This is a genomic window from Pseudomonas sp. KB-10, assembly GCF_018221585.1.
In the GTDB taxonomy this organism is placed as follows: Bacteria; Pseudomonadota; Gammaproteobacteria; order Pseudomonadales; family Pseudomonadaceae; genus Aquipseudomonas; species Aquipseudomonas yangonensis.
Genome location: NZ_QYYB01000003.1, coordinates 312,597 through 334,006 on the forward strand (window position 1 = coordinate 312,597; position 21,410 = coordinate 334,006).

The following is a 21,410-nucleotide window of genomic DNA, read 5'->3' on the forward strand; positions in this document are numbered from 1 at the left end:
CTCATTCCCGCGTTGTGGCTGATTCCATTTCGGGCCGGCGGGAGGGCTTGACAGCTCTGGGATACTGGAGAGCGTAAGGACGATCATTCGACGGAGGCTTCGCGATGCGTGACGAGGAAATCAAGGCGCTGTTCGACCAGCAGGCGGCAGGTTACGACCAGCAATGGGCAGGTATGGCGCCCATTCGCGAGGCGCTGTATCTGCTGCTCGATGCGCTGCTCATCGGGCTGCCGGCCGATGCGCGGATTCTCTGTGTAGGCGCCGGTACGGGGGCCGAGATCGCTCATCTGGCCGAGCGCTTTCCCGGTTGGCGCTTCACGGCACTGGACCCCTCCGCAGCGATGCTGCAAAAGTGTCGCCAGCGGGCAGAGCGCGGCGGTTTTGCCCATCGCTGCGACTTTCATGAGGGCTATCTGGAGACGCTGGCGGCAGGTCAGACCTATGACGGCGCCACCTGCTTTCTGGTATCGCAGTTTTTCACCGACGTGCAGAGGCGTACCGGCTTCTTCCGGCAGATCGCGCAGCGGTTGAAGCCAGGCGGGCTGCTGGCCAATGCCGACCTCGCATCGGATATCCAATCGCCAGCCTACGAGGTGCTGCTGCCTGGCTGGATGATGTTGATGTCATCGGCTGGCGTCGATGCGCAGATGCTGGAGCGGGTGCGAGCGGCCTATGCACGCGACGTCGCAGTGCTGCCGGCGCAGCAGGTGGCCGGCATCATTCAGGCGGGCGGCTTCACGGCGCCGACGCAGTTCTTCCAGGTCGGGCTGATGCACGCTTGGCTGTGCTCTCGCGAGGCAGCGGTTTGAAGGTCGCTCGCTACTCCTGGCGCTGGCTGCGGTCCCGGTCGCGCGGGTAGTGCCGGTTGAAGGGAAAGGGCGGCAGCCACGCCTCGCGGCGGATGGTCCAGAGTTCGTAGGTCGGAGTGAAACGGTCCGGTTCGTCCAGCGAGCCGACGTTCACTTCGATTTCATCCGCCGAGCGTCCGTATACCGATGAGCCGCAGCGCGGGCAGAAGTGCCGACCGGCGTACTGGCCGGTTTCGCCCTCTATCGTCACCGCGTCCTGCGGGAAGATCGCAGACGTATGAAAGAGTGCGCCATGGTGCTTGCGGCAGTCCATGCAGTGGCAAACGCCGACGCGATAAGGCTGGCCGCTGGTTTCGAAACGTACCTGGCCGCACAGGCAGCCGCCGGTGTGCCGATCCATGTCCTCGTCCTCCAGTGGTTTGGCATGCAGGAACTGAAAACATAGCAGGAGATGGCAGGAAGGCCGGGGAGCGATCAAGCCCTGCGCAATCTTGCCCGGTCCTTCGCCGGTCATGAGCCTTCCTGAAGCACAGTGCCAAGGCTGCATAACATCGCGAAGAGCCTGAGCATCGGCCGCAGACTGCTGCTCAGGCTCGGCGGCATGTATCATCGGGCACATAGTTGCGCGGCTCGATCTGCCTGTGAGCATCGGCCGTGAACGCACTGCTTTCTCACCCGGGGCCGGCGAGACCGGCCCGCCCTCTGCGAGTGATGACACCATGATCGAGGTAACCGAAGTTTCCATCGCCGAGCTGCGCGCCGCGCTGGAGTCCGGCCGCACCACGGCGGTCGAACTGGTCAAGGCCTACCTGGCACGTATCGATGCTTATGATGGCCCGAACACACCCACCAAACTCAATGCAGTGGTGGTGCGCAACCCCGATGCACTCAAGGAGGCTGAGGCTTCCGACGCTCGTCGCGCCCTTGGCGAAACCCTCGGTCCGCTCGATGGCATCCCTTACACCGCCAAGGACAGCTATCTGGTCAAGGGCCTGACGGCCGCCTCCGGCAGCCCGGCATTCAAGGATCTGATCGCACAGCGCGACGCCTTCACCATCGAGCGCCTGCGCGCCGCTGGTGCCATCTGCCTGGGCAAGACCAACATGCCGCCAATGGCCAACGGCGGCATGCAGCGCGGCGTGTATGGCCGCGCTGAAAGCCCGTACAACGCCGATTACCTGACTGCACCCTTTGCCTCGGGCTCGTCCAATGGCGCCGGCACGGCCACTGCTGCCAGTTTTTCGGCCTTCGGCCTCGCCGAGGAAACCTGGTCCAGCGGGCGCGGGCCGGCCTCGAACAACGGCCTGTGTGCCTATACGCCGTCGCGTGGGGTGATCTCGGTGCGCGGCAACTGGCCGCTGACGCCGACCATGGACGTGGTGGTGCCCTATGCTCGCACCATGGCCGATCTGCTCGAGGTGCTCGACGTGGTGGTGGCCGATGACCCGGACACCCGTGGCGACCTGTGGCGCATGCAGCCCTGGGTGCCTATCCCCAAGGCTTCCGATGTGCGCCCCGAATCCTATCTGGCGCTTGCCGCCAAGGCCGACGCGCTCAAGGGCAAACGCCTGGGCGTGCCGAAGATGTTCATCAACAAGGACGAAGCCGCCGGAACCAGCGAGTCGCCCGGCATCGGTGGGCCTACCGGTCAGCGCATCCACACCCGGCCGACGGTGATTGCCCTGTGGGAAGCCGCGCGTCAGGTACTGGAAGCGGCGGGCGCCGAAGTGGTGGAAGTGGACTTCCCGCTGGTGTCGAACTGCGAGGGCGACCGCCCCGGCGCGCCGACCGTGTTCAATCGCGGCATCGTCACGCCCGACTTTTTGCATGACGAGCTGTGGGAGCTGAGCGGCTGGGCTTTCGACGACTTCCTGCGTGCCAATGGCGACCCCAAGCTCAATCGCCTGGCCGACGTCGATGGTCCGCAGATTTTCCCGCATGACCCGGGCACGCTGCCGAACCGCGAGGGCGACCTGGCGGCGGGCATGGACGAGTACGTCAACATGGCCAAGCGCGGCATCAAACCCTGGGATCAGATCGCCACGCTGCCCGATGGCCTGCGCGCCCTGGAGCAGATTCGCAAGATCGATCTGGAAGACTGGATGGATCGACTGGGGCTGGATGCGGTGCTGTTTCCCACGGTGGCCGATGTGGGTCCGGCCGATGCCGACGTCAACCCGGCTTCCGCCGATATCGCCTGGAGCAATGGCGTGTGGGTCGCCAATGGCAACCTGGCGATCCGTCACCAGGGTGTGCCGACCGTGACCGTGCCGATGGGCGTGATGGCCGATATCGGCATGCCGGTGGGGCTGACCTTCGCCGGCCGTGCCTACGACGACAATGCGCTGCTGCAACTGGCGGCGGCTTATGAGTCTACCGGCAACAAGCGCCAGGTGCCGCCGCGTACGCCGCCTTTGGGCTGATCAGGCCCCGCTGGTCGCGCGCATTGCGTGTAGGAGCGAGCTCCGCTCGCGAATCGCTTTTCGCGAGCAGAGCTCGCTCCTACAGAGGGGCACCTAACGCCTCTTTCCATCGTGGAAAGGGAAGCAGCGCTGACTAAGTGGGAGCGGCTTTAGCCGCGATTGCTGTAGAGACCGTCGCCGCTAAAGCGCCTGCCACGGTTCGTGACGCGCCACGATCCAGTGCGTAGGGCGGGAGCAACCCGCCATATTCCGGCGGGTGGTGCCCAGCGCCCCGTCTTACTGGCGCAAATCCACCGCCGGTACGCCCTGACCTTCGAACAGCTGGCTCGGCTGGCTGGGCAGGATGCTTGGGCGGCCGTCGTTCCTGCCGCCATTGCCGATGATGCGGATATCGCTGTACTTCTTGCCGGAAAGCGCCGCCAGGCCGGCCCCGTCACGCACCACCGTGGGCCGCAGGAAGACCATCAGGTTGCGTTTGATGTGCGAGTCGCGCGTTGAGCGGAACAGGCCGCCGAGCAATGGGATGTCGCCCAGCAGCGGCACCTTGGAAGTGGCCTGGGTGACATCGTCCTGAATCAGGCCGCCGAGCACGATCACCTGGCCGTCGTCGGCAAGGATGGTGCTCTTGATCGAGCGTTTGTTGGTCACCAGGTCGACTGCCTGGGCGTTGAGCCCGGTACTCGGGGCGATGGAGGAAATCTCCTGCTCGATCTCCAGGCGCAGGGTGGCACCTTCGTTGATATGCGGGGTGACCTTGAGGGTCACGCCGATGTCCTTGCGCTCGATGGTGGTGAAGGGGTTGCCGGCACCCGAGGCGTCGGTGGTGTAGGAACCGGTCTGGAAGGGCACGTTCTGGCCGACGAGGATTTCCGCCTTCTGGTTGTCCAGGGTCAGCAGGCTCGGGGTGGACAGCAGGTTGCTCTTGCTGTTGGCCGACAGTGCGGTGATCAGCGCGCCGAAACGGTCGCTGCCGACACCGATGATGGCGCCGTCGGGCAGGGTGGTGTTTTCCGGTATCTCGCCGCTCTGCAGAATCTGCAGCACGGTGCCGACCGACAGGCCGGTACCGCCGAAATTCACCCCGCCCAGGCCGCCGGTCCGGCCGCGAGCATCCACCGCCCACTGCACGCCGAGGGCATCGGTGATGTCACCGGATACCTCGACGATGGCGGCCTCGACCATCACCTGCGCGCGCGGCACATCGAGCTGACGCACGATGTCTTCGAGGGTGGCGACCAGATCGGGTTCGGCCAGCAGCACCAGGGCGTTGAGGCTCTCGTCGGCGCGGATGAGGATATTCGACTGTCGGCCGGTGGTTTCGCTGCCTTCCTGATTCTTCAGCCCTTCGGAGATTTCGCCAAGGGTTTCGGCCAGGGATTTTGCGTCGTTGTGGCGCAGGCGAATCACTCGCGTATTGGCTGAGCGGCTGCTGGGACTGTCCAGCGAGCGGGCGAGGTCGGCCAGTTTGGCGCGGGCTTCCGGTGGGCCGAGCAGGATCAGACGGTTGGTGCGGGCATCGGCCACCACCTGAGTGGCACTGGTACCTTTGGCCTGGCCGCGGGCGATGGAGGCATTGAGCACCTCGGCGGCGTCCATCACCCAGGCGTGCTGCAGGGTGACCACACTGAAGTCCTGCGCGCCGCTCTGGTCGAGCTGGCGCATCAGGTCTTCGATGCGTGCGATGTTGGCGCTGCGGTCGCTGATGATCAGCGCGTTGGCCGAGGTAACGGCCGCCAGGTGGCCGTACTGCGGCACCAGCGGGCGGATCAGCGGGATCAGTTCGGCTACTGGCGCGTGCTGTACCTGGATCAGCCGGGTTTCCAGGCGATCCGGCGCCGGGCGGCCGGCATCGGCTTCGGCCTTGGCTTCGGCGTTGGGCACGATGCGTGCCTGGTCGCCCTGGGTCAGCACGCTGAAGCCATGGGTGGCCATCACCGAGAGGAACAGCTGATAGACCTCGGACAGCCCCAGCGGCGTGCTCGATACCACGTTGACCTGGCCCTTCACACGCGGATCGACGACGAAGGTCTGCCCGGTGATGCTGGCGATCTGGTCGATGAACTCGCGGATGTCGGCGCCTTTGAGGTTGATGGTCCAGCTTTCCTCCTGCTGATTGGCGCTGGCCGGCACCTGTTCGATCTGCGCGAGCAGGGGCAGGGGAGCAGTGGCCAGGCCGGCGGCGAGGAGGGCAAGGGTCAGTCGGCTTCGGAGAACATGCATCGGTTCAGTCGCTTTCCATGGGCTGTTCGGCGGGCGTTTCCTCCGGCGGGGTGCCGGAGGCTTCCATCTGTTCGCGCAGCTCTTGCATGCGCTGGCGCAGTTGTTCGAGGTTGTCCTGGTCGAGTTGATCGAGTTGCTGCAGCGAATCGTCTTCGCTGACTTCGACCGGCGGCGTATAGCTGTACTGGCCGCTTTGCTGGCGCGGGAAGGTGAGGCTTTCGCGGCGGCCATTGCGCAGCAGTTCGACGCGGTCGGCGTAAACGGCGTCCAGACGCACGCCGCTGTCCACTTCCGTGCCGACGCTGTAGCGCTGAGCGCTCTGGCCGTGGCGCTGGATCAGCGCGCTTGAGCGCTGCGGGTCACTGTGGACGAAGCTGCCGAGCAGGGTCAGCTGCAGGTTGGTGGCCGGTGGCGGGCCGCTATCGGTCTGAGTCGGGGTGCCGAACAGTTGGGCGATTGGCGCCTCGGCGCGTTGTTCGGTACTAGGCGCGTTCTGCGCGGTGGGCGGCTGAACCGGGCCGCGCACCAGGCGCAGCAGTTCAGCGCTCTGCCATGCCAGGCTGACGCTCAGGGCGATCAGCACGAGCATGCCGATCAGGCTCGGGGCATTGTCCTTGAGCCGTTGGGAAAGGGCCGGGGTGGGCAAAGGCATTACTCCGCAAACGACGTTTTATTTCTTCTTATGGCCTGGGCGTCGCGGGCTGATCATAGCAGTCTGCGCGCGCTTGGCATCCCCCAAATGGAGTGGGTGTGCACTTGAGGTCAATGTGTTAAAGATAATTTGATAACCATTACAAAAAAGACCGTCCTAGGTGTAGTCATTGGGTCAAACAGTCAGGTTAGGCTGTACGACTCGGGATAAGGTTCTGCTCTAAGGTCTCGCATGAACGCTTCGCTGCTCGAAACTCCGCTGCGCCGCCTGCCCTTCAGCTTCGCCAAGCGTCATGGCGTGGTGTTCGTCGTACATGACGGCCGCGCCAGCCTGGCTCATCGCGCCGATTGCGACCTGGTCGCGCTGGCCGAGGCGCAGCGCTTCGCCGGTCGAAGCCTGCCGCTGCAGGTGCTCGGCGCCCAGGAATTTGCCCAGGCGCTGGGCGCTGCCTATCAACACGACTCCGCTTCCATGCAGCTGGCCGAGGACATCGGCGGCAGCCTCGACCTGGCCTCGCTGGCCGATCAGGTGCCGGAAACCGAAGACTTGCTGGAGCAGGAGGACGACGCGCCGATCATCCGCCTGATCAACGCCATCCTCGGCGAGGCGATCAAGGAAAACGCCTCCGATATCCACCTGGAAACCTTCGAGAAGCGTCTGGTGGTGCGCTTTCGTGTGGACGGCATCCTGCGTGAGGTGCTCGAGCCCAAACGCGAACTGGCCGCTCTGCTGGTTTCAAGGGTCAAGGTGATGGCGCGGCTGGACATCGCCGAGAAGCGCGTACCGCAGGACGGACGCATCTCGCTCAAGGTCGGCGGGCGCGAGGTGGACATTCGCGTGTCGACCCTGCCGTCGGCCAACGGTGAGCGTGTGGTGTTGCGTCTGCTCGACAAGCAGGCCGGGCGCCTGTCACTGCAACATCTGGGCATGCGCGGCGAGGACCGCGCGCTGATGGAGCAGACCGTGCGCAAGCCGCACGGCATCCTGCTGGTCACCGGGCCCACCGGCTCGGGCAAGACCACCACCCTGTACGCCAGCCTGGTCAGCCTCAACGACCACACGCGCAACATCCTCACCGTCGAGGACCCCATCGAATATCACCTCGAAGGCATCGGCCAGACCCAGGTCAACACCAAGGTGGACATGACCTTCGCCCGTGGCCTGCGCGCCATCCTGCGCCAGGACCCGGACGTGGTGATGGTCGGCGAGATCCGCGACAAGGAAACCGCCGAGATCGCCGTGCAGGCCTCGCTGACCGGTCACCTGGTGCTCTCGACCCTGCACACCAACAGCGCCATCGGCGCCATCACCCGTCTGGTGGACATGGGCGTGGAGCCCTTTCTGCTTTCGTCCTCGCTGCTCGGCGTACTGGCCCAGCGCCTGGTGCGTGTACTGTGCCCCGCGTGCAAGGAACCTTACCCGGCCGATGCGGCCGAATGCGCGTTGCTCGGTGTGCCGGCCAGCCAGCCGCCGACGCTGTATCACGCCCGCGGTTGCGCCCACTGCCATCAGCAGGGCTATCGCGGGCGGACGGGTATCTACGAACTGGTGGTGTTCGACGAAACCATGCGCACCCTGGTGCACAGCCGTGCGTCCGAGCAGGACATGACCCGCCACGCCCGTACCCTGGGTCCGAGCATTCGCGACGATGGGCGGCGCAAGGTGCTGGAAGGGGTGACCACGGTGGAAGAAGTGCTGCGCGTGACACGAGAAGAATGATGCTGAGAGGGATACTGGCAATGGCTCTTGCAGGAGCGGCAGGGCGGCATTGCGCTTCAGCCGCGGGCCATTGTGAATCGCGGCTGAATCCGCTCCTACGCAGACAGCTGGGGCGACCTGTCGATGGCGGCCTTTGAATATATCGCCCTGGATGGGCGCGGCCGCCAGCAAAAAGGCGTGCTGGAGGCCGATAGCGCGCGTCAGGTGCGCCAGCTGTTGCGCGAGCGCCAGTTGGCGCCGTTGGAGGTCAAGGCCACCCGTAGCCGCGAGCAGGGCAGTGGCGGCGCTCGCCTGGGCTTTGCCCGTGGTCTTTCGGCGCGTGATCTGGCGCTGGTCACTCGCCAGTTGGCGACGCTGATCCAGGCGGCGCTGCCCATCGAGGAGGCACTGCGCGCCGCTGCCGCGCAATCCACCAGTTCGCGTATCCAGGGCATGTTGCTGGCGGTGCGCGCTCGTGTGCTGGAGGGGCACAGCCTGGCCGGTAGTCTCAAGGAATTCCCGGCCGCCTTCCCCGAGCTTTACCGCGCCACGGTGGCGGCGGGTGAGCACGCCGGTCACCTCGGCCCAGTGCTGGAGCAATTGGCCGACTACACCGAGCAGCGCCAGCAGTCGCGGCAAAAGGTGCAGCTGGCCTTGCTCTATCCGGTGATTCTGATGTGCGCCTCGCTGCTGATCGTCGGTTTCCTGCTTGGCTACGTGGTGCCGGATGTGGTCAAGGTGTTCGTCGATTCCGGGCAGACCCTGCCGGCCCTGACCCGCGGTCTGATCGCCCTGAGCGACTGGGTCAAGGCCTGGGGGCTGGTTGCGCTGGTCGCGCTGATATTGGCGGTGATCGCCTTGCGCGCAGCGCTGCGTGATGAGGCCTTCCGCCTGCGCTGGCATCGCTTTCTCCTGCGCCTGCCGCTGATCGGCCGGCTAGGCCGCGCCACCGATTGCGCGCGCTTCGCCTCGACCCTGGCGATCCTTACCCGCAGTGGCGTGCCGCTGGTCGAGGCGTTGGCAATCGCCGGCGAGGTGATCGGCAACCGGGTGATCCGTGGCGAGGTGCTGGTGGCGGCGCAGAAGGTGCGCGAGGGCGGCAGCCTGACCCGTTCGCTGGAGGCCACCGGGCAGTTCCCGCCGATGATGCTGCACATGATCGCCAGCGGAGAACGCTCCGGCGAGCTGGATCAGATGTTGGCGCGCACGGCGAAAAATCAGGAGAACGATCTGAGCGCGCAGATCGCCTTGCTGGTCGGCTTGTTCGAGCCGTTCATGCTGGTATTCATGGGCGCAGTGGTGCTGGTGATCGTGCTGGCCATCCTGTTGCCGATTCTTTCTTTGAACCAAATGGTGGGGTAATTAGGTGATACGCAGACAAGCAGGTTTCACGCTCATCGAGATCATGGTGGTTGTCGTCATTCTGGGCATTCTGGCAGCGCTCGTGGTGCCGCAGGTGATGAGCCGGCCGGATCAGGCCAAGGTCACCGCTGCGCAGAACGACATCCGTGCCATCGGCGCGGCGCTGGACATGTACAAGCTCGACAACCACAACTACCCCAGCACTCAGCAGGGGTTGGAGGCGCTGGTGAGCAAGCCGAGCGGCAACCCGCCGGCGAAGAACTGGAACAAGGACGGCTACCTCAAGCGCCTGCCCATCGACCCCTGGGGCAATCCCTATCAGTACCTGGCACCCGGCACCCGCGGCGCCTACGATCTCTATTCGCTCGGCGCCGATGGCAAGCAGGGCGGCAGCGACCTGAACGCCGATATCGGCAACTGGGATCTCTGACCCGACCATGCCGTCGTTCGCCTGTAGGAGCGAGTGCCGCGAGCGAAGCGTTCGACAACGCCCATGTTCGCGAGCAGAGCTTGCTCCTACAACCTCTGGCCAGCGCGGTTTCACCCTGATCGAGCTGCTGGTGGTGCTGGTCATCCTCGGCAGCCTGATCGGTCTGGCGGTGTTCAGTACCGGCATCGCGGGGCCGTCGCGCGAGTTGCGTAGCGAGGCCGAGCGGCTCAGCGGGCTGATCGGCGTGCTGGTCGACGAAGCGGTGCTGGACAACCGCGAATACGGGCTGAGCTTCACCCGTGAGGGTTACCGGGTGATGCGTTACGACCCGCTGCGCGCCGAGTGGCAGGCGCTGGATCGGCAGACACACCCCTTGCCGGAGTGGGCCGAGTTGGCGTTCGAGGTCGAGGGCGAGGCGCTCGCCCTGCCGGCAACGAGCAGCACGGGCGCACCGCAGCTGCTGATTCTCTCCAGCGGCGAGCTGACGCCCTTTCGCCTGAGTCTGGCCGAACGCCGGCGCGATGGTTTGCGCCTGCAATTGTCCAGCGACGGCTTCGGCCTGCCGCGTGTCGAGGAGCTGGGTACGGGGCGTGCGCGATGAAGGGCGCGCGCGGCTTCACCCTGCTCGAAGTGCTGGTAGCCCTGGCCATCTTCGCGCTGGTCGCCGCCAGCGTGCTGACCGCCAGCGCACGCAGCGTGCGTACCGCCAGTCAGCTCGAGGACAGGACCCTGGCCATGTGGGTGGCCGACAATCGCCTGAGCGAGCTGCAACTGGCCGATACGCCGCCGGCCGACGGTCGTGATCAGGGGCAGGTGGAGTTCGCCGGGCGTCGCTGGCTCTGGCAAAGCGAGATTCAGGCCACCAGCGAGCCGGCCATGCGTCGGGTGACGCTGTGGGTCGCCGCTGAAGAGCGTGGCGCCAGCGGTGATCTGCGTGAGCGGGCACTGGTCAGCCTCAGCGGCTTTCTGGGGGCGCCGCAGTGATTCGTCTGCCCTGTGGAAGCCAGCTTTGCTCGCGAAACGGTATGGATGCGGGTTCGCGGGCAGCGCTCGCTCCTACAAAACCATCTCAGCGCGGCTTTACCCTGTTGGAGCTGCTGATCGCCATCGCCATCTTCGCTCTGCTGGGCCTGGCCACCTACCGCATGCTCGACAGCGTGCTCAGCGCCGATGCCGTCACCCGTGAACACGAGCGCCAGTTGCGCGAGCTGACTCGTGCTTTGTCCGCTTTCGAACGCGACCTGCGGCAGGTGACGGTGCGGCCGATTCGCGATGCCTTCGGTGATACGCAGCCGGCGCTGCACAGTGATCTGGCCGACGCCACGGCGCTGGAGCTGAGCCGTGCCGGCTGGCGCAACCCACTCGGCCAGCCGCGCGCCGAGATACAGCGCGTACGCTGGCAGCTCAGTGGCGGCCAATGGCAGCGGCGTTACTGGCGTGTGCTGGATCGGGCGCAGGACAGTGCGCCGCAGATCCAGCAGGCGCTCGAGGGTGTCGAGTCGCTGAGCCTGCGCTACCTGGACAAGGACGGGCAGTGGCAGCCCGACTGGCCGCCGGCCAATGCGACGGGCGACGGCCTGCTCACCGAGCTGCCGCGTGCGGTGGAGCTGCGCCTGCAGCATCGTCGCTATGGCGAGCTGCGTCGTCTGTTGCGCCTGCCGGACCTGCCGGTGCAGAACCGCAGCGGTGCGCCGGCGGGCGATCCGGCCGAGGTGCCGCAGTCATGAGGCGCCAGAACGGGGTGGCCCTGATCACCGTATTGCTGGTGGTTGCCGTGGTCACGGTGGTCTGCGCCGGGTTGATCGCGCGGCAGCAGCTGTCGATCCGCAGCAGTGCCAACCAGTTGCACGTGACCCAGGCCTGGCACTACGCGCTGGGCGGCGAGACCCTGGCCAAGGCGGTACTGGAGCGAGATCTGCGCCGCGGCGATCCGCGTCAGCCGGTTGATCACCTCATGGAGCCTTGGGCCAGGCCACTGGTGTTCCCCCTGGATGAAGGCGGTGAGCTGCGGGTACGCATCGTCGACCCAAGCGGGCGCTTCAATCTCAACAGCCTGGTGCGCCAGGGGCGGCCCAATGAGTTGGCGGTGTTGCGCCTGCGTCGCCTGCTGCTGCGCCTGGGCATCGACAAACCTTACGCCGAGCGCCTGCTGGACTGGCTGGACCATGACAGTGAGCCGCAGGGCGGCAACGGCGCCGAGGACAGCCAGTACCTGCTGGCGACACTGCCGTACCGTGCGGCCAACCGCGAGATCACCGACGTCTCCGAGTTGCGCCTGTTGCTGGAGATGGAGGAGGCCGACTATCGCCGTTTGCTGCCCTTCGTCAGCGCGTTGCCCAGCGAGGCGCTGCTCAACGTCAACACGGCCAGTGCCATGGTGCTCTCCAGCCTGTCAGAGGGTCTGACGCCGGATGCGGCCATGGCACTGATCGCCGCACGGGGCGCCGAGGGTTATGCCAGCCCGGCAGCCTTCGCCGCGCAGCCTGCGCTGGCCGGGCTGGGGGGGCAGGTGGTGCAGGGCTTGGCGGTTGGCAGCCAGTATTTCGAAGTGTTCAGCGAGGTCAGCCTGGGCGAGCGCCGGGTGGTCTTGCGCAGCCTGTTGCAGCGCAGCAATGATGGCCAGGTCAGTGTCCTGGCGCGTGACCTGGGGCAGGGCGGGATGCCACCAGCACCGATCGAGGAAGAACAAGAATGACACCCCTATGGATCTTTCTGCCGCCCGAGGCGAGCCACGACCTCTCCGCGGACCTGTCCGTGCAGTGGGTCACGGCAGATGGCAGCCGTGCCCTGAGCCTGTCCGATGCCCTGGCGGATTTGCCGGCGCACTGGGAGCTGGTGCTGCCGGTGGAGGCCGTTGCCGCATGTGCCGTGCAATTACCGACGCAGAAGGCGCGCTGGATGCGCCAGGCGCTGCCGTTCGCAGTGGAGGAGCTGCTCGCCGAGGACGTCGAATTGATGCACTTGGCGCTGGGCGAGCGCCTGGCCGATGGCCGGCATCGGGTCTATGCCGTGCGCGCCGCCTGGCTGCGCGAGTGCCTGGCGCTGTTCGTCGCGCAGCCGCCGCAGGCCATCCGTGTCGATGCCGATCTGCTGCCGCGCCAGGGCAGCCAGTTGCTCTGGTTGCAGTCGCGCTGGCTGCTGGGCGGGGAATCGCCCTGGCGTCTGGCCCTGCAGCGCGAGGATTGGCCGGCGCTGGTGGCACGTTGCACGTCGCCATGCATCGCACGAGCGCCGGCCGGCCAGGCGCTGCCCGAGCCGGTCGACGAAGGCCTGCAGTTGCTGGATGCGCACCAATGGCTGGCGCAGCAGGGTGGTTCCGTCGATCTGGCGCAGGGCGCGTTCGCCCTGCGCCAGAGCGGCGAGGGTTGGCTGCGCTGGCGCCCGCTGGCCGGGGTGTTGGCGCTGTGCCTGGTCTTGCAGTGGGGCTTCAATCTGGCGCAGGGCTGGTACCTGCAGCGTGAGGCCGATGCCTATTCCGCGTCCAGCGAGGCGCTGTATCGCCAGCTGTTTCCGCAGGACAACAAGCTGATCAACCTGCGCGCGCAGTTCGATCAGCATCTGGCGCAGTCCGCCGGCAGCGACAGCCCGCTACTGGGATTGCTAGCCGAGGTAGCTGCCGCTTTGCATGCCGATGGCGCTGCGCAGGTGCAGGTCAACCAGCTCGACTACAGCGCGACTCGCGCTGATCTGTCGCTGCAGTTGCAGGCGCCCGGGTTCGCCGAACTGGAGCGCTTGCGCGAACGCCTGGAGGCGGCGGGGCTTTCCGTGCAGATGGGCTCTGCCAGCCGCGAGGCCGAGGGCGTCAGCGCACGCGTGGTAATAGGGGGATGAGCGGCATGTCGAAGATGAGCCTGAGCGAAAGCCTGCAGCAGCATTGGCAGCGCTCGCCGTTGGCACTGCGCTGGCAGGGGCTGCCGGCGCGTGATCGTCTGGCGCTGATGGCGCTGAGCGTCTTTCTGCTGCTGGTGCTGTTCTATCTGGCGTTGTGGCAACCGGCGCAGCGCCACGCAGATGAGGCACGCGCCGCGTTCGAGGAGCAGCGCGCCCTGTATGCGTACCTGCAAAGCCGTGCGCCGCAGGTACAGGGCCGTGACCTGCTGCCACGCCCCAGCCTCGACCCCGCGCGCCTGCAGGGTGTGGTCACAGCCACTGCGGCCGAGCAGGGGCTGGTAATCGAGCGGCTGGATACCGAAGGCTTTGGCGCCGTGCAGGTCAACCTGCAGCCGGTCGCATTCGCCCAGTTGCTGCGCTGGATCGAGGCGCTGGAAGAACAGGGCATACGCGTCGAGGAGGCCGGGCTGGATCGCGCCGAGGAGAACCGGGTGATCTCGCGCCTCAGCCTGCGCGTAGAGGGGTAGGGTGCGCCACGCGCAACGGCTTTTTGTGAGGGACGCTGGCGGGTGCTGCCGTGTGGGTGTGCTGCATGGTCACGGTAACATCGCGCACCCGATTGGGCGGTTAGGGAACGTTGGTGCCCGGTTAGGGTGCCGGTTTCAACGACGATGACCGGAGCGAGAGTCATTGGCGCCCATGAAATGGGCCTTTATTGATACCTGGCCTGAGTCTTGCTGTAGATATCCGTTTACCTTTTTCTGCTTGATCACCCCTTTTTGAAGCTGTCAATATCTTCGCCCGGCGCATCCAATGCTTCTGTAATTAGTTGTCGCATTGAGGAAATATCGCCTCATTGCCTGCCGCTAGAATGCCGCTCACCCAGCCAAGGCCCCTTTGTCGCCCGTCCACCACGACAGCGCAGCACTGCCTTATACAACCCATAAAAGGCCCGGGCCCCTCACTGCCATCGATGCCATACCCAATTCGAAGGAGCAAAGAATGAAGAAGATCGCACTGCTAGGCGCCCTGGCGCTGTCCCTGATGTCGCCCCTGGCGCTGGCTGAAAAGCCGCTGCGCATTGGCATCGAGGCGGCCTACCCACCCTTCGCATTCAAGACTCCCGATGGTCAGATTGCCGGCTTCGACTACGACATCGGCAATGCCCTGTGCGAAGAGATGAAGGTCGAGTGCAAGTGGATCGAGCAGGAGTTCGACGGTCTGATCCCGGCGTTGAAGGTGCGCAAGTTCGACGCCGTACTGTCGTCCATGTCGATCACCGAAGATCGCAAGAAGTCCGTGGACTTTACCGGCAAGTACTACGCCACTCCCGCCAAGTTGGCGATGAAGGCCGGTACCGAGTTCAAGGATCCGCTGGTCGACCTGAAAGGCAAGAAGGTCGGCGTGCAGCGTTCCTCCGTGTATGACCGTTACGCCACCGATGTCTTCGCCCCGGCGGGTGCCGAGATCGTGCGTTACAGCTCGCAGAACGAAATCTTCCTCGACATGCAGTCCGGCCGCCTGGATGCCACCCTGGCCGACTCGGTGAACATCGATGACGGCTTCCTCAAGACCGACGGCGGTAAGGGTTTCGCCTTCGTAGGCCCGGACTTCACCGACGTTAAGTACTTCGGTGAGGGCCAGGGTATCGCCGTGCGCAAGGGTGACAAGGCGCTGGCCGACAAGATCAGCGCAGCCATCCTGGCCATTCGCGCCAACGGCAAGTACAAGGAAGTGCAGGACAAGTACTTCGACTTCGACGTTTACGGCGAGTAAACGCGCCGAGGCAGATGAAGTGGCACTAACCTTTGCCGAGGTTGTGCCACTTTTTTCTTGGTTCATTCTCTAGGGATCGTTGCCTGTTCGCCTGTGCTGGCATTCAGGTGTGTTCGTCGCCCCGGCGACATCCATTTTCTTTGTGCGATACGGCGCCATCCTGGTGCCTGCGAGGTATTGGCGCATGCTTCAAGGCTACGGCTCGACCATTCTCGACGGTGCCTGGCTTACCGTGCAGCTGGCGCTGCTGTCGATGGCGGTCGCTGTCGCGCTTGGCCTGCTCGGCGCGGCTTTTCGTCTGTCACCAGTGAGATGGCTGGCCCTGATGGGTGAGACCTACGCCACGGTGATTCGCGGTATTCCCGAGCTGGTGCTGATCCTGCTGATCTTCTTCGGCGGCCAGGATCTGGTGAACCGCATCGCTCCGTTGCTGGGCTATGAGGATTACATCGACATCAATCCGTTCGTGGCAGGTGTCGGCACGCTGGGCTTCATTTACGGCGCCTATCTGTCGGAGACCTTCCGCGGCGCCTTCATGGCCATCCCCAAGGGGCAGGGCGAGGCGGGCTTGGCCTATGGCATGAGCCCGCTGCGGGTGTTCTTTCGCATCCTCGTGCCGCAGATGATCCGTCTGGCGATTCCCGGCATCACCAACAACTGGCTGGTACTGGTCAAGGCCACCGCACTGATCTCCCTGGTCGGGCTGCAGGACATGATGGCCCGCGCCAAGAGCGCCGGTGATGCGACCCGCGAACCGTTCACCTACATTCTCCTGGCGGCGGCCGTGTATCTGGCAATCACCAGTGTGTCGCTGCTGGTGTTGCGCTATCTCGAGCGGCGCTATTCGGTCGGCGTGAAAGCCGCCGAGCTCTGAGGGAGTGACCATGCTTTTCGATTACAACGTGGTACTCGACAGCCTGCCGCTGTATTTCGGTGGTGTGCTGGTGACCCTCAAGCTGCTGATCATCGCGCTGGCCGTGGGTCTGCTGCTGGCGGTGCCGCTGGCGATCATGCGGGTGTCCAGACAAAAGCTGATCAACTTCCCGGCGTGGCTCTACACCTATGTGATCCGTGGCACGCCCATGCTGGTGCAGCTGTACCTGCTGTATTACGGGCTGGCCCAGTTCGACGCCGTGCGTGAGAGTTTCATGTGGCCCTACCTGTCCAGCGCCACCTTCTGCGCCTGCCTGGCCTTCGCCATCAACACCAGTGCCTACACGGCTGAAATCCTCGCAGGCAGCCTCAAGGCCACGCCGCCCGGCGAGATCGAGGCAGCCAAGGCCATGGGCATGTCGCGCGGCAAACTGTATCGGCGCATTCTGCTGCCGTCGGCGTTGCGTCGCGCGCTGCCGCAGTACAGCAACGAGGTGATCATGATGCTGCACACCACCAGCCTGGCCTCGGTGGTGACCCTTATTGACATCACCGGTGCGGCCAAGACCGTCAGCTCGCAGTACTACCTGCCGTTCGAAGCCTACGTCACTGCCGGCCTGTTCTACCTGGCGCTGACCTTCATCCTGGTGCGCCTGTTCAAGCTGGCCGAACGCCGCTGGCTGGCCTACCTGGCGCCGCGCAAGGCCTGACGCCATGACGATTCAAGAGAACCCGAACATGTACAAACTCGAAGTTCAGGACCTGCACAAGCGCTACGGCAGCCACGAGGTGATCAAGGGCGTGTCGATGGCGGCCAAGGCCGGCGACGTGATCAGCATCATCGGCTCCAGTGGCTCGGGCAAAAGTACCTTCCTGCGCTGCCTGAACCTGCTGGAACAGCCGCATGCCGGCAAGATTCTGCTCAACAACGAAGAGCTGAAGCTGGTGCCGGCCAAGGACGGTTCGCTGCGCGCCGCCGATGCCAGGCAGTTGCAGCGCATGCGCTCGCGCCTGGCCATGGTGTTCCAGCACTTCAACCTGTGGTCGCACATGAGCGCCCTGGAAAACGTGATGGAAGCGCCGGTGCACGTGCTTGGCATACGCAAGGCCGAGGCGCGTGACAAGGCCGAGCACTACCTGGCCAAGGTTGGCGTGGCGCACCGCAAGGACGCCTACCCGGCGCACATGAGCGGTGGCGAGCAGCAGCGCGTGGCCATTGCCCGTGCCCTGGCGATGGAGCCGGAAGTGATGCTGTTCGACGAGCCGACTTCGGCACTTGACCCGGAGCTGGTCGGCGAAGTGCTCAAGGTGATGCAGGATCTGGCCACCGAAGGCCGCACCATGGTGGTGGTGACCCACGAAATGGGTTTTGCCCGCGAGGTGTCGAACCAACTGGTATTCCTGCACAAGGGGCTGGTGGAGGAGAGTGGTTGCCCGAAGGAAGTGCTGGCCAACCCGCAATCCGAGCGGCTCAAGCAGTTCCTTTCCGGTAGTCTCAAATAATAAGAAGCTAGACTGCGCACTTAACTGGTGCGCTGAACCTATTGAATAGACGCTAATGACCCCCCATCGAATCGGCTTTCTCTACTGGCCCGGCACCAAGGCTCTGACGTTGTCTCTGGCGGAGGAAGCGCTGCGTGTCGCTCAGCGTGTGCATCCGGAAGTGGTATACGAGCTGGTATTCCTCCAGGCCGAGCCGCTGGCGGCCGGTGACTGGCGTCTGCCGGGCGAACCCTGGGCCGGGCATCTGGAGGGGCTGGACAAGCTGTTCCTGCTGGCCGATGCGCCGCCGGCGCAGGTGTCCGCCGGCCTGGCGGCCGCGCTCAAGCAACAGGTGCGCAGCGGTTGCGTGATCGGCGGGCTGTCTGCAGGGGTCTATCCGCTGGCTCAGCTCGGCCTGCTCGATGGTTATCGTGCGGCGGTGCACTGGCGCTGGCAGGATGATTTTTCCGAGCGCTTCCCCAAGGTCATCGCCACCAGCCATCTGTTCGACTGGGATCGTGATCGCCTGACTGCCTGCGGCGGCATGGCCGTGCTCGATCTGCTGCTGGCGCTGCTGGCGCGCGATCATGGCGCCGAACTGGCCGGTGCTGTGAGTGAGGAGCTGGTGGTCGAGCGCATTCGCGAGGGCGGTGAGCGTCAGCGCATTCCGCTGCAGAATCGCCTCGGCTCCAGCCACCCGAAGCTGACCCAGGCCGTGCTGCTGATGGAGGCCAATATCGAGGAGCCGCTGACCACCGACGAGATCGCCCAGCACGTGTGCGTGTCGCGCCGGCAGCTGGAACGCATCTTCAAGCAGTATCTCAATCGTGTGCCCAGCCAGTACTATCTGGAGCTGCGCCTGAACAAGGCGCGCCAACTGCTGATGCAGACCAGCAAGTCGATCATCCAGATCGGCCTTTCCTGCGGTTTTTCCTCGGGGCCGCACTTCTCCAGCGCTTACCGCAACTTCTTCGGCGCCACGCCGCGCGATGATCGCAACCAGCGCCGCAGCAACAGCCCCTTCGAGTTGACCTCCAGCCCCGTCGAGCGCGGTTGATCAGCGCTGTCGCGGCTAAAGCCCTTCCCACGGTGCGCTAGCTGAAGCCCGGATGAAATCCGGGGGTATCTGACGTCGATCCCGGCTTTCATCCGGGCTAGGCGAGCAGGACTTTCGATACTGACCAGTCAGCCTGCGGAGATTTTTTCCGGCGGCGTGCTCCCGGCGGCGATCTGCGATTAAACTGCGCCTTTCCGACGCTTTCTGTCGCTTGGGCGACAACCCGCGGAAAACCTGGGGTGGCGCTGTAAGAAGTTGTCGCATGGCGACAATGCCGGCCCCGATTCAGTCCCTACAATCCTTGCATTCCCTGTCGTTTCGGGCGTTTCGTCGCCTGCCTGCGACCGGTATTTCTCATCAGGAGAGCTTTGATGTCCGTTCAGCACGATGCGGTGCAACGCGCCGACTTCGACCAGTTCATGGTCCCCAACTACGCCCCCGCTGCCTTCGTCCCCGTGCGCGGCCTGGGTTCGCGAGTCTGGGATCAGAGCGGCCGAGAGCTGATCGACTTCGCCGGCGGCATCGCCGTCAACGTGCTGGGCCACTGCCACCCGGCGCTGGTCGCGGCGCTGACCGAGCAGGCCAATACCCTGTGGCACATCTCCAACGTGTTCACCAACGAGCCGACGCTGCGTCTGGGCAAGAAGCTGGTCGAGGCGACCTTTGCCGAGCGCGTGTTCTTCTGCAACTCCGGCGCCGAGGCCAACGAGGCCGCGTTCAAGCTGGCGCGTCGCGTCGCTCATGACCGTTTCGGCGCGGAAAAGCACGAGATCATCGCCGCCACCAACAGCTTCCACGGCCGCACCCTGTTCACCGTCAGCGTCGGTGGCCAGCCGAAGTATTCCGACGGTTTCGGCCCGAAGATCCAGGGCATCACTCATGTGCCGTACAACGATCTGGAAGCGCTGAAAGCCGCCATCTCGGACAAGACCTGCGCCGTGGTGCTGGAACCCGTGCAGGGTGAGGGCGGGGTGCTGCCGGCGGACAAGGCCTACCTGGAAGGCGCCCGTGAGCTGTGCAACGCGCACAACGCGCTGCTGGTGTTCGATGAAGTGCAGAGCGGCATGGGCCGTACCGGCGAGCTGTTCGCCTATATGAACTACGGCGTAGTGCCCGACATCCTGTCCAGCGCCAAGAGCCTGGGCGGCGGTTTCCCCATCGCGGCGATGCTCACCACCACCGACCTGGCCAAGCATTTCTCGCCCGGCACCCACGGCACCACCTACGGCGGCAACCCGCTGGCCTGTGCGGTCGGCGAGGCGGTACTGGACATCGTCAACACCCGTCAGACCCTGGATGGCGTCAAGGCCAAGAGCGAACAGTTCAAGACTCGTCTGCTGGCGCTGGGCAAGCAGTACGGCCTGTTCGAGCACGTGCGCGGCATGGGCCTGCTGCTCGGCTGCGTGCTGAATGACGCATGGAAGGGCAAGGCCAAGCAGGTGCTCGATGCCGCCACGGCCGAAGGCCTGATGATTCTGCAGGCCGGTCCGGACGTGGTGCGTTTCGCCCCGAGCCTGGTGGTCGATGAGGCCGATATCGAAGAGGGCCTGGCCCGGTTCGAGCGTGCGCTGAGCAAACTGACGGTGGCCTGAGTCCTTGCTGACTCGCTGTGAGATGGGCTTTGGCCGCGAATATCGCCGCTCAAGCGCCTCCCACGGCGGTGTGCCCGAGCCTGACTACGAATCTTGTAGCTTCCGTGTTTAGAAGGAGTGACCCATGCTGGTGATGCGCCCTGCGCAAATGGCGGACCTGGCGGATGTGCAGCGACTGGCTGCGGACAGCCCGGTGGGTGTCACTTCCTTGCCGGACGACGCAGGCCGGCTGGGCGACAAGATCGCCGCATCGGAGGCGTCCTTCGCCGCCGAAGTCAGTTTCAACGGTGAGGAAAGCTACTTCTTCGTCCTCGAGGATACCGACAGCGGCCGACTGGTCGGCTGCTCCGGCATCGTCGCCTCGGCTGGCTATTCCGAGCCCTTCTACAGCTTTCGCAACGAGACCTTCGTGCACAACTCGCGCGAGCTGAAGATCCACAACAAGATTCACGTGCTGTCGCTGTGTCACGACCTGACCGGCAACAGCCTGCTCACCAGCTTCTATGTCGAGCGCCCGCTGGTCAGTAGTGCGTTCGCCGAGCTCAATTCGCGCGGGCGCCTGTTGTTCATGGCCGGACATCCGGAACGCTTCGCCGACGCGGTGGTGGTGGAGATCGTCGGCCATAGCGACGAGAACGGTGATTCGCCGTTCTGGGATGCGGTGGGGCGCAACTTCTTCGATATGACCTACGCCGAAGCAGAGCGTCTGTGCGGCCTCAAGAGCCGTACCTTCCTCGCCGAGCTGATGCCGCATTACCCGATCTACGTGCCGCTGCTCTCCGACGAGGCGCAGGAGGCCATGGGGCAGGTGCATCCGCGGGCGCAGATCACCTTCGACATTCTCATGCGCGAGGGCTTCGAGACCGATCATTACATCGACATCTTCGACGGTGGCCCGACGCTGCATGCGCGCACCTCTGGCATTCGCAGCATTGCACAAAGCCGCCTGGTGCCGGTGAAGATCGGCGAGGCCGTGGCCGGTGGCCGCCAGTACCTGGTCAGTAATGGTCAGCTGCAGGATTTTCGCGCCATCGTCGCTGACCTCGACTGGGTGCCGGGCAAGCCTGTGGTGCTCAGCGCGCAGGCGGCCGAGGCACTGGGTGTCGGGGAAGGTGCCAGCGTCAGGTTGGTAGCGGTTTAACAGGCTCTTCTCCGGTTGGAGAGGGCGCCCTTCGAGGGCGGATGAGAGCGCCGAGGGTGCTCTT

General features: G+C 64.9%; 20 protein-coding genes and 1 pseudogene. 18 read left to right on the top strand and 3 right to left on the bottom strand.

Features of this window, described 5'->3' with window-relative positions; genetic code table 11:
* Positions 1-104 precede the first annotated feature (104 nt).
* On the top strand, positions 105-809 hold the full coding sequence (locus DXK50_RS09990; protein WP_212630199.1) for a class I SAM-dependent methyltransferase: 705 nt from the start codon (positions 105-107) through the stop codon (positions 807-809).
* 10 nt (positions 810-819) lie between these two features.
* Here the strand turns inward: DXK50_RS09990 and DXK50_RS09995 are convergent, their stop codons facing one another.
* Positions 820-1,209 (bottom strand): GFA family protein, encoded by a 390-nt coding sequence (locus tag DXK50_RS09995; RefSeq protein WP_161866615.1) that lies wholly within the window; start codon positions 1,207-1,209, stop codon positions 820-822.
* A 319-nt stretch (positions 1,210-1,528) separates the two neighbouring features.
* On the opposite strand from DXK50_RS09995, the gene DXK50_RS10000 reads away from it, so the two are divergent.
* The gene (locus tag DXK50_RS10000) at positions 1,529-3,232 is read left to right on the top strand and encodes an amidase (RefSeq protein WP_212630200.1); all 1,704 of its coding nucleotides are present in this window, start codon (positions 1,529-1,531) and stop codon (positions 3,230-3,232) included.
* Between the two features lie 276 nt (positions 3,233-3,508).
* Here DXK50_RS10000 and gspD read toward each other — a convergent pair whose 3' ends face one another.
* Both gspD and DXK50_RS10010 read right to left on the bottom strand, forming a co-directional pair.
* Positions 3,509-5,452, bottom strand: coding sequence for a type II secretion system secretin GspD (gene gspD, locus DXK50_RS10005; RefSeq protein ID WP_212630201.1), 1,944 nt, complete (start codon positions 5,450-5,452; stop codon positions 3,509-3,511).
* Between the two features lie 4 nt (positions 5,453-5,456).
* On the bottom strand, positions 5,457-6,104 hold the full coding sequence (locus DXK50_RS10010) for a type II secretion system protein N (protein WP_249186765.1): 648 nt from the start codon (positions 6,102-6,104) through the stop codon (positions 5,457-5,459).
* A gap of 231 nt (positions 6,105-6,335) precedes the next feature.
* On the opposite strand from DXK50_RS10010, the gene gspE reads away from it, so the two are divergent.
* The 16 genes and pseudogenes from gspE (at position 6,336) to aruF (ending at position 21,346) form a co-directional block, all read left to right on the top strand.
* A complete protein-coding gene (gene gspE / locus DXK50_RS10015) occupies positions 6,336-7,823 on the top strand; it encodes a type II secretion system ATPase GspE (RefSeq protein WP_161866420.1) in 1,488 nt (495 codons plus the stop codon).
* Positions 7,824-7,946: 123 nt separating this feature from the next.
* Entirely contained in the window at positions 7,947-9,164 is a 1,218-nt protein-coding gene (xcpS, locus tag DXK50_RS10020; RefSeq protein ID WP_161866419.1) for a GspF family T2SS innner membrane protein variant XcpS, read from the top strand.
* 4 nt (positions 9,165-9,168) lie between these two features.
* Positions 9,169-9,594, top strand: a complete 426-nt coding sequence (gene gspG / locus DXK50_RS10025; RefSeq protein WP_349292093.1) for a type II secretion system major pseudopilin GspG — start codon at positions 9,169-9,171, stop codon at positions 9,592-9,594.
* Positions 9,595-9,697: 103 nt separating this feature from the next.
* Positions 9,698-10,195: pseudogene (gene gspH / locus DXK50_RS10030) on the top strand (type II secretion system minor pseudopilin GspH); the annotation flags it as partial.
* Positions 10,192-10,578, top strand: coding sequence for a type II secretion system minor pseudopilin GspI (gene gspI, locus DXK50_RS10035; RefSeq protein ID WP_161866417.1), 387 nt, complete (start codon positions 10,192-10,194; stop codon positions 10,576-10,578). The pseudogene gspH and the gene gspI, both read left to right, overlap by 4 nt.
* A gap of 41 nt (positions 10,579-10,619) precedes the next feature.
* The gene (gene gspJ / locus DXK50_RS10040; RefSeq protein ID WP_212630203.1) at positions 10,620-11,321 is read left to right on the top strand and encodes a type II secretion system minor pseudopilin GspJ; all 702 of its coding nucleotides are present in this window, start codon (positions 10,620-10,622) and stop codon (positions 11,319-11,321) included.
* The gene (gspK, locus tag DXK50_RS10045; protein ID WP_212630204.1) at positions 11,318-12,289 is read left to right on the top strand and encodes a type II secretion system minor pseudopilin GspK; all 972 of its coding nucleotides are present in this window, start codon (positions 11,318-11,320) and stop codon (positions 12,287-12,289) included. The genes gspJ and gspK overlap by 4 nt, the downstream gene beginning before the upstream one ends.
* On the top strand, positions 12,286-13,425 hold the full coding sequence (gspL, locus tag DXK50_RS10050; protein WP_212630205.1) for a type II secretion system protein GspL: 1,140 nt from the start codon (positions 12,286-12,288) through the stop codon (positions 13,423-13,425). The genes gspK and gspL overlap by 4 nt, the downstream gene beginning before the upstream one ends.
* A gap of 5 nt (positions 13,426-13,430) precedes the next feature.
* Complete coding sequence (locus DXK50_RS10055; RefSeq protein WP_212630206.1) at positions 13,431-13,952, top strand: type II secretion system protein M; 522 nt, start codon at positions 13,431-13,433, stop codon at positions 13,950-13,952.
* A 475-nt stretch (positions 13,953-14,427) separates the two neighbouring features.
* Positions 14,428-15,201: an ABC transporter substrate-binding protein gene (locus DXK50_RS10060; protein ID WP_212630207.1), complete on the top strand. Its 774-nt coding sequence runs from the start codon at positions 14,428-14,430 to the stop codon at positions 15,199-15,201.
* 184 nt (positions 15,202-15,385) lie between these two features.
* Positions 15,386-16,075, top strand: a complete 690-nt coding sequence (locus DXK50_RS10065) for an ABC transporter permease (RefSeq protein WP_161866411.1) — start codon at positions 15,386-15,388, stop codon at positions 16,073-16,075.
* Between the two features lie 10 nt (positions 16,076-16,085).
* A complete protein-coding gene (locus tag DXK50_RS10070) occupies positions 16,086-16,784 on the top strand; it encodes an ABC transporter permease (protein WP_161866410.1) in 699 nt (232 codons plus the stop codon).
* 28 nt (positions 16,785-16,812) lie between these two features.
* Positions 16,813-17,577 carry an ABC transporter ATP-binding protein gene (locus DXK50_RS10075; protein WP_212630435.1) on the top strand — a complete coding sequence of 255 codons (765 nt, stop codon included), beginning with the start codon at positions 16,813-16,815 and terminating at the stop codon, positions 17,575-17,577.
* A 55-nt stretch (positions 17,578-17,632) separates the two neighbouring features.
* Complete coding sequence (gene argR / locus DXK50_RS10080) at positions 17,633-18,613, top strand: transcriptional regulator ArgR (protein ID WP_161866409.1); 981 nt, start codon at positions 17,633-17,635, stop codon at positions 18,611-18,613.
* Positions 18,614-18,984: 371 nt separating this feature from the next.
* Entirely contained in the window at positions 18,985-20,205 is a 1,221-nt protein-coding gene (locus DXK50_RS10085; protein ID WP_161866408.1) for an aspartate aminotransferase family protein, read from the top strand.
* Between the two features lie 124 nt (positions 20,206-20,329).
* Complete coding sequence (aruF, locus tag DXK50_RS10090; protein ID WP_212630208.1) at positions 20,330-21,346, top strand: arginine/ornithine succinyltransferase subunit alpha; 1,017 nt, start codon at positions 20,330-20,332, stop codon at positions 21,344-21,346.
* The last annotated feature ends 64 nt before the right edge of the window (positions 21,347-21,410 follow it).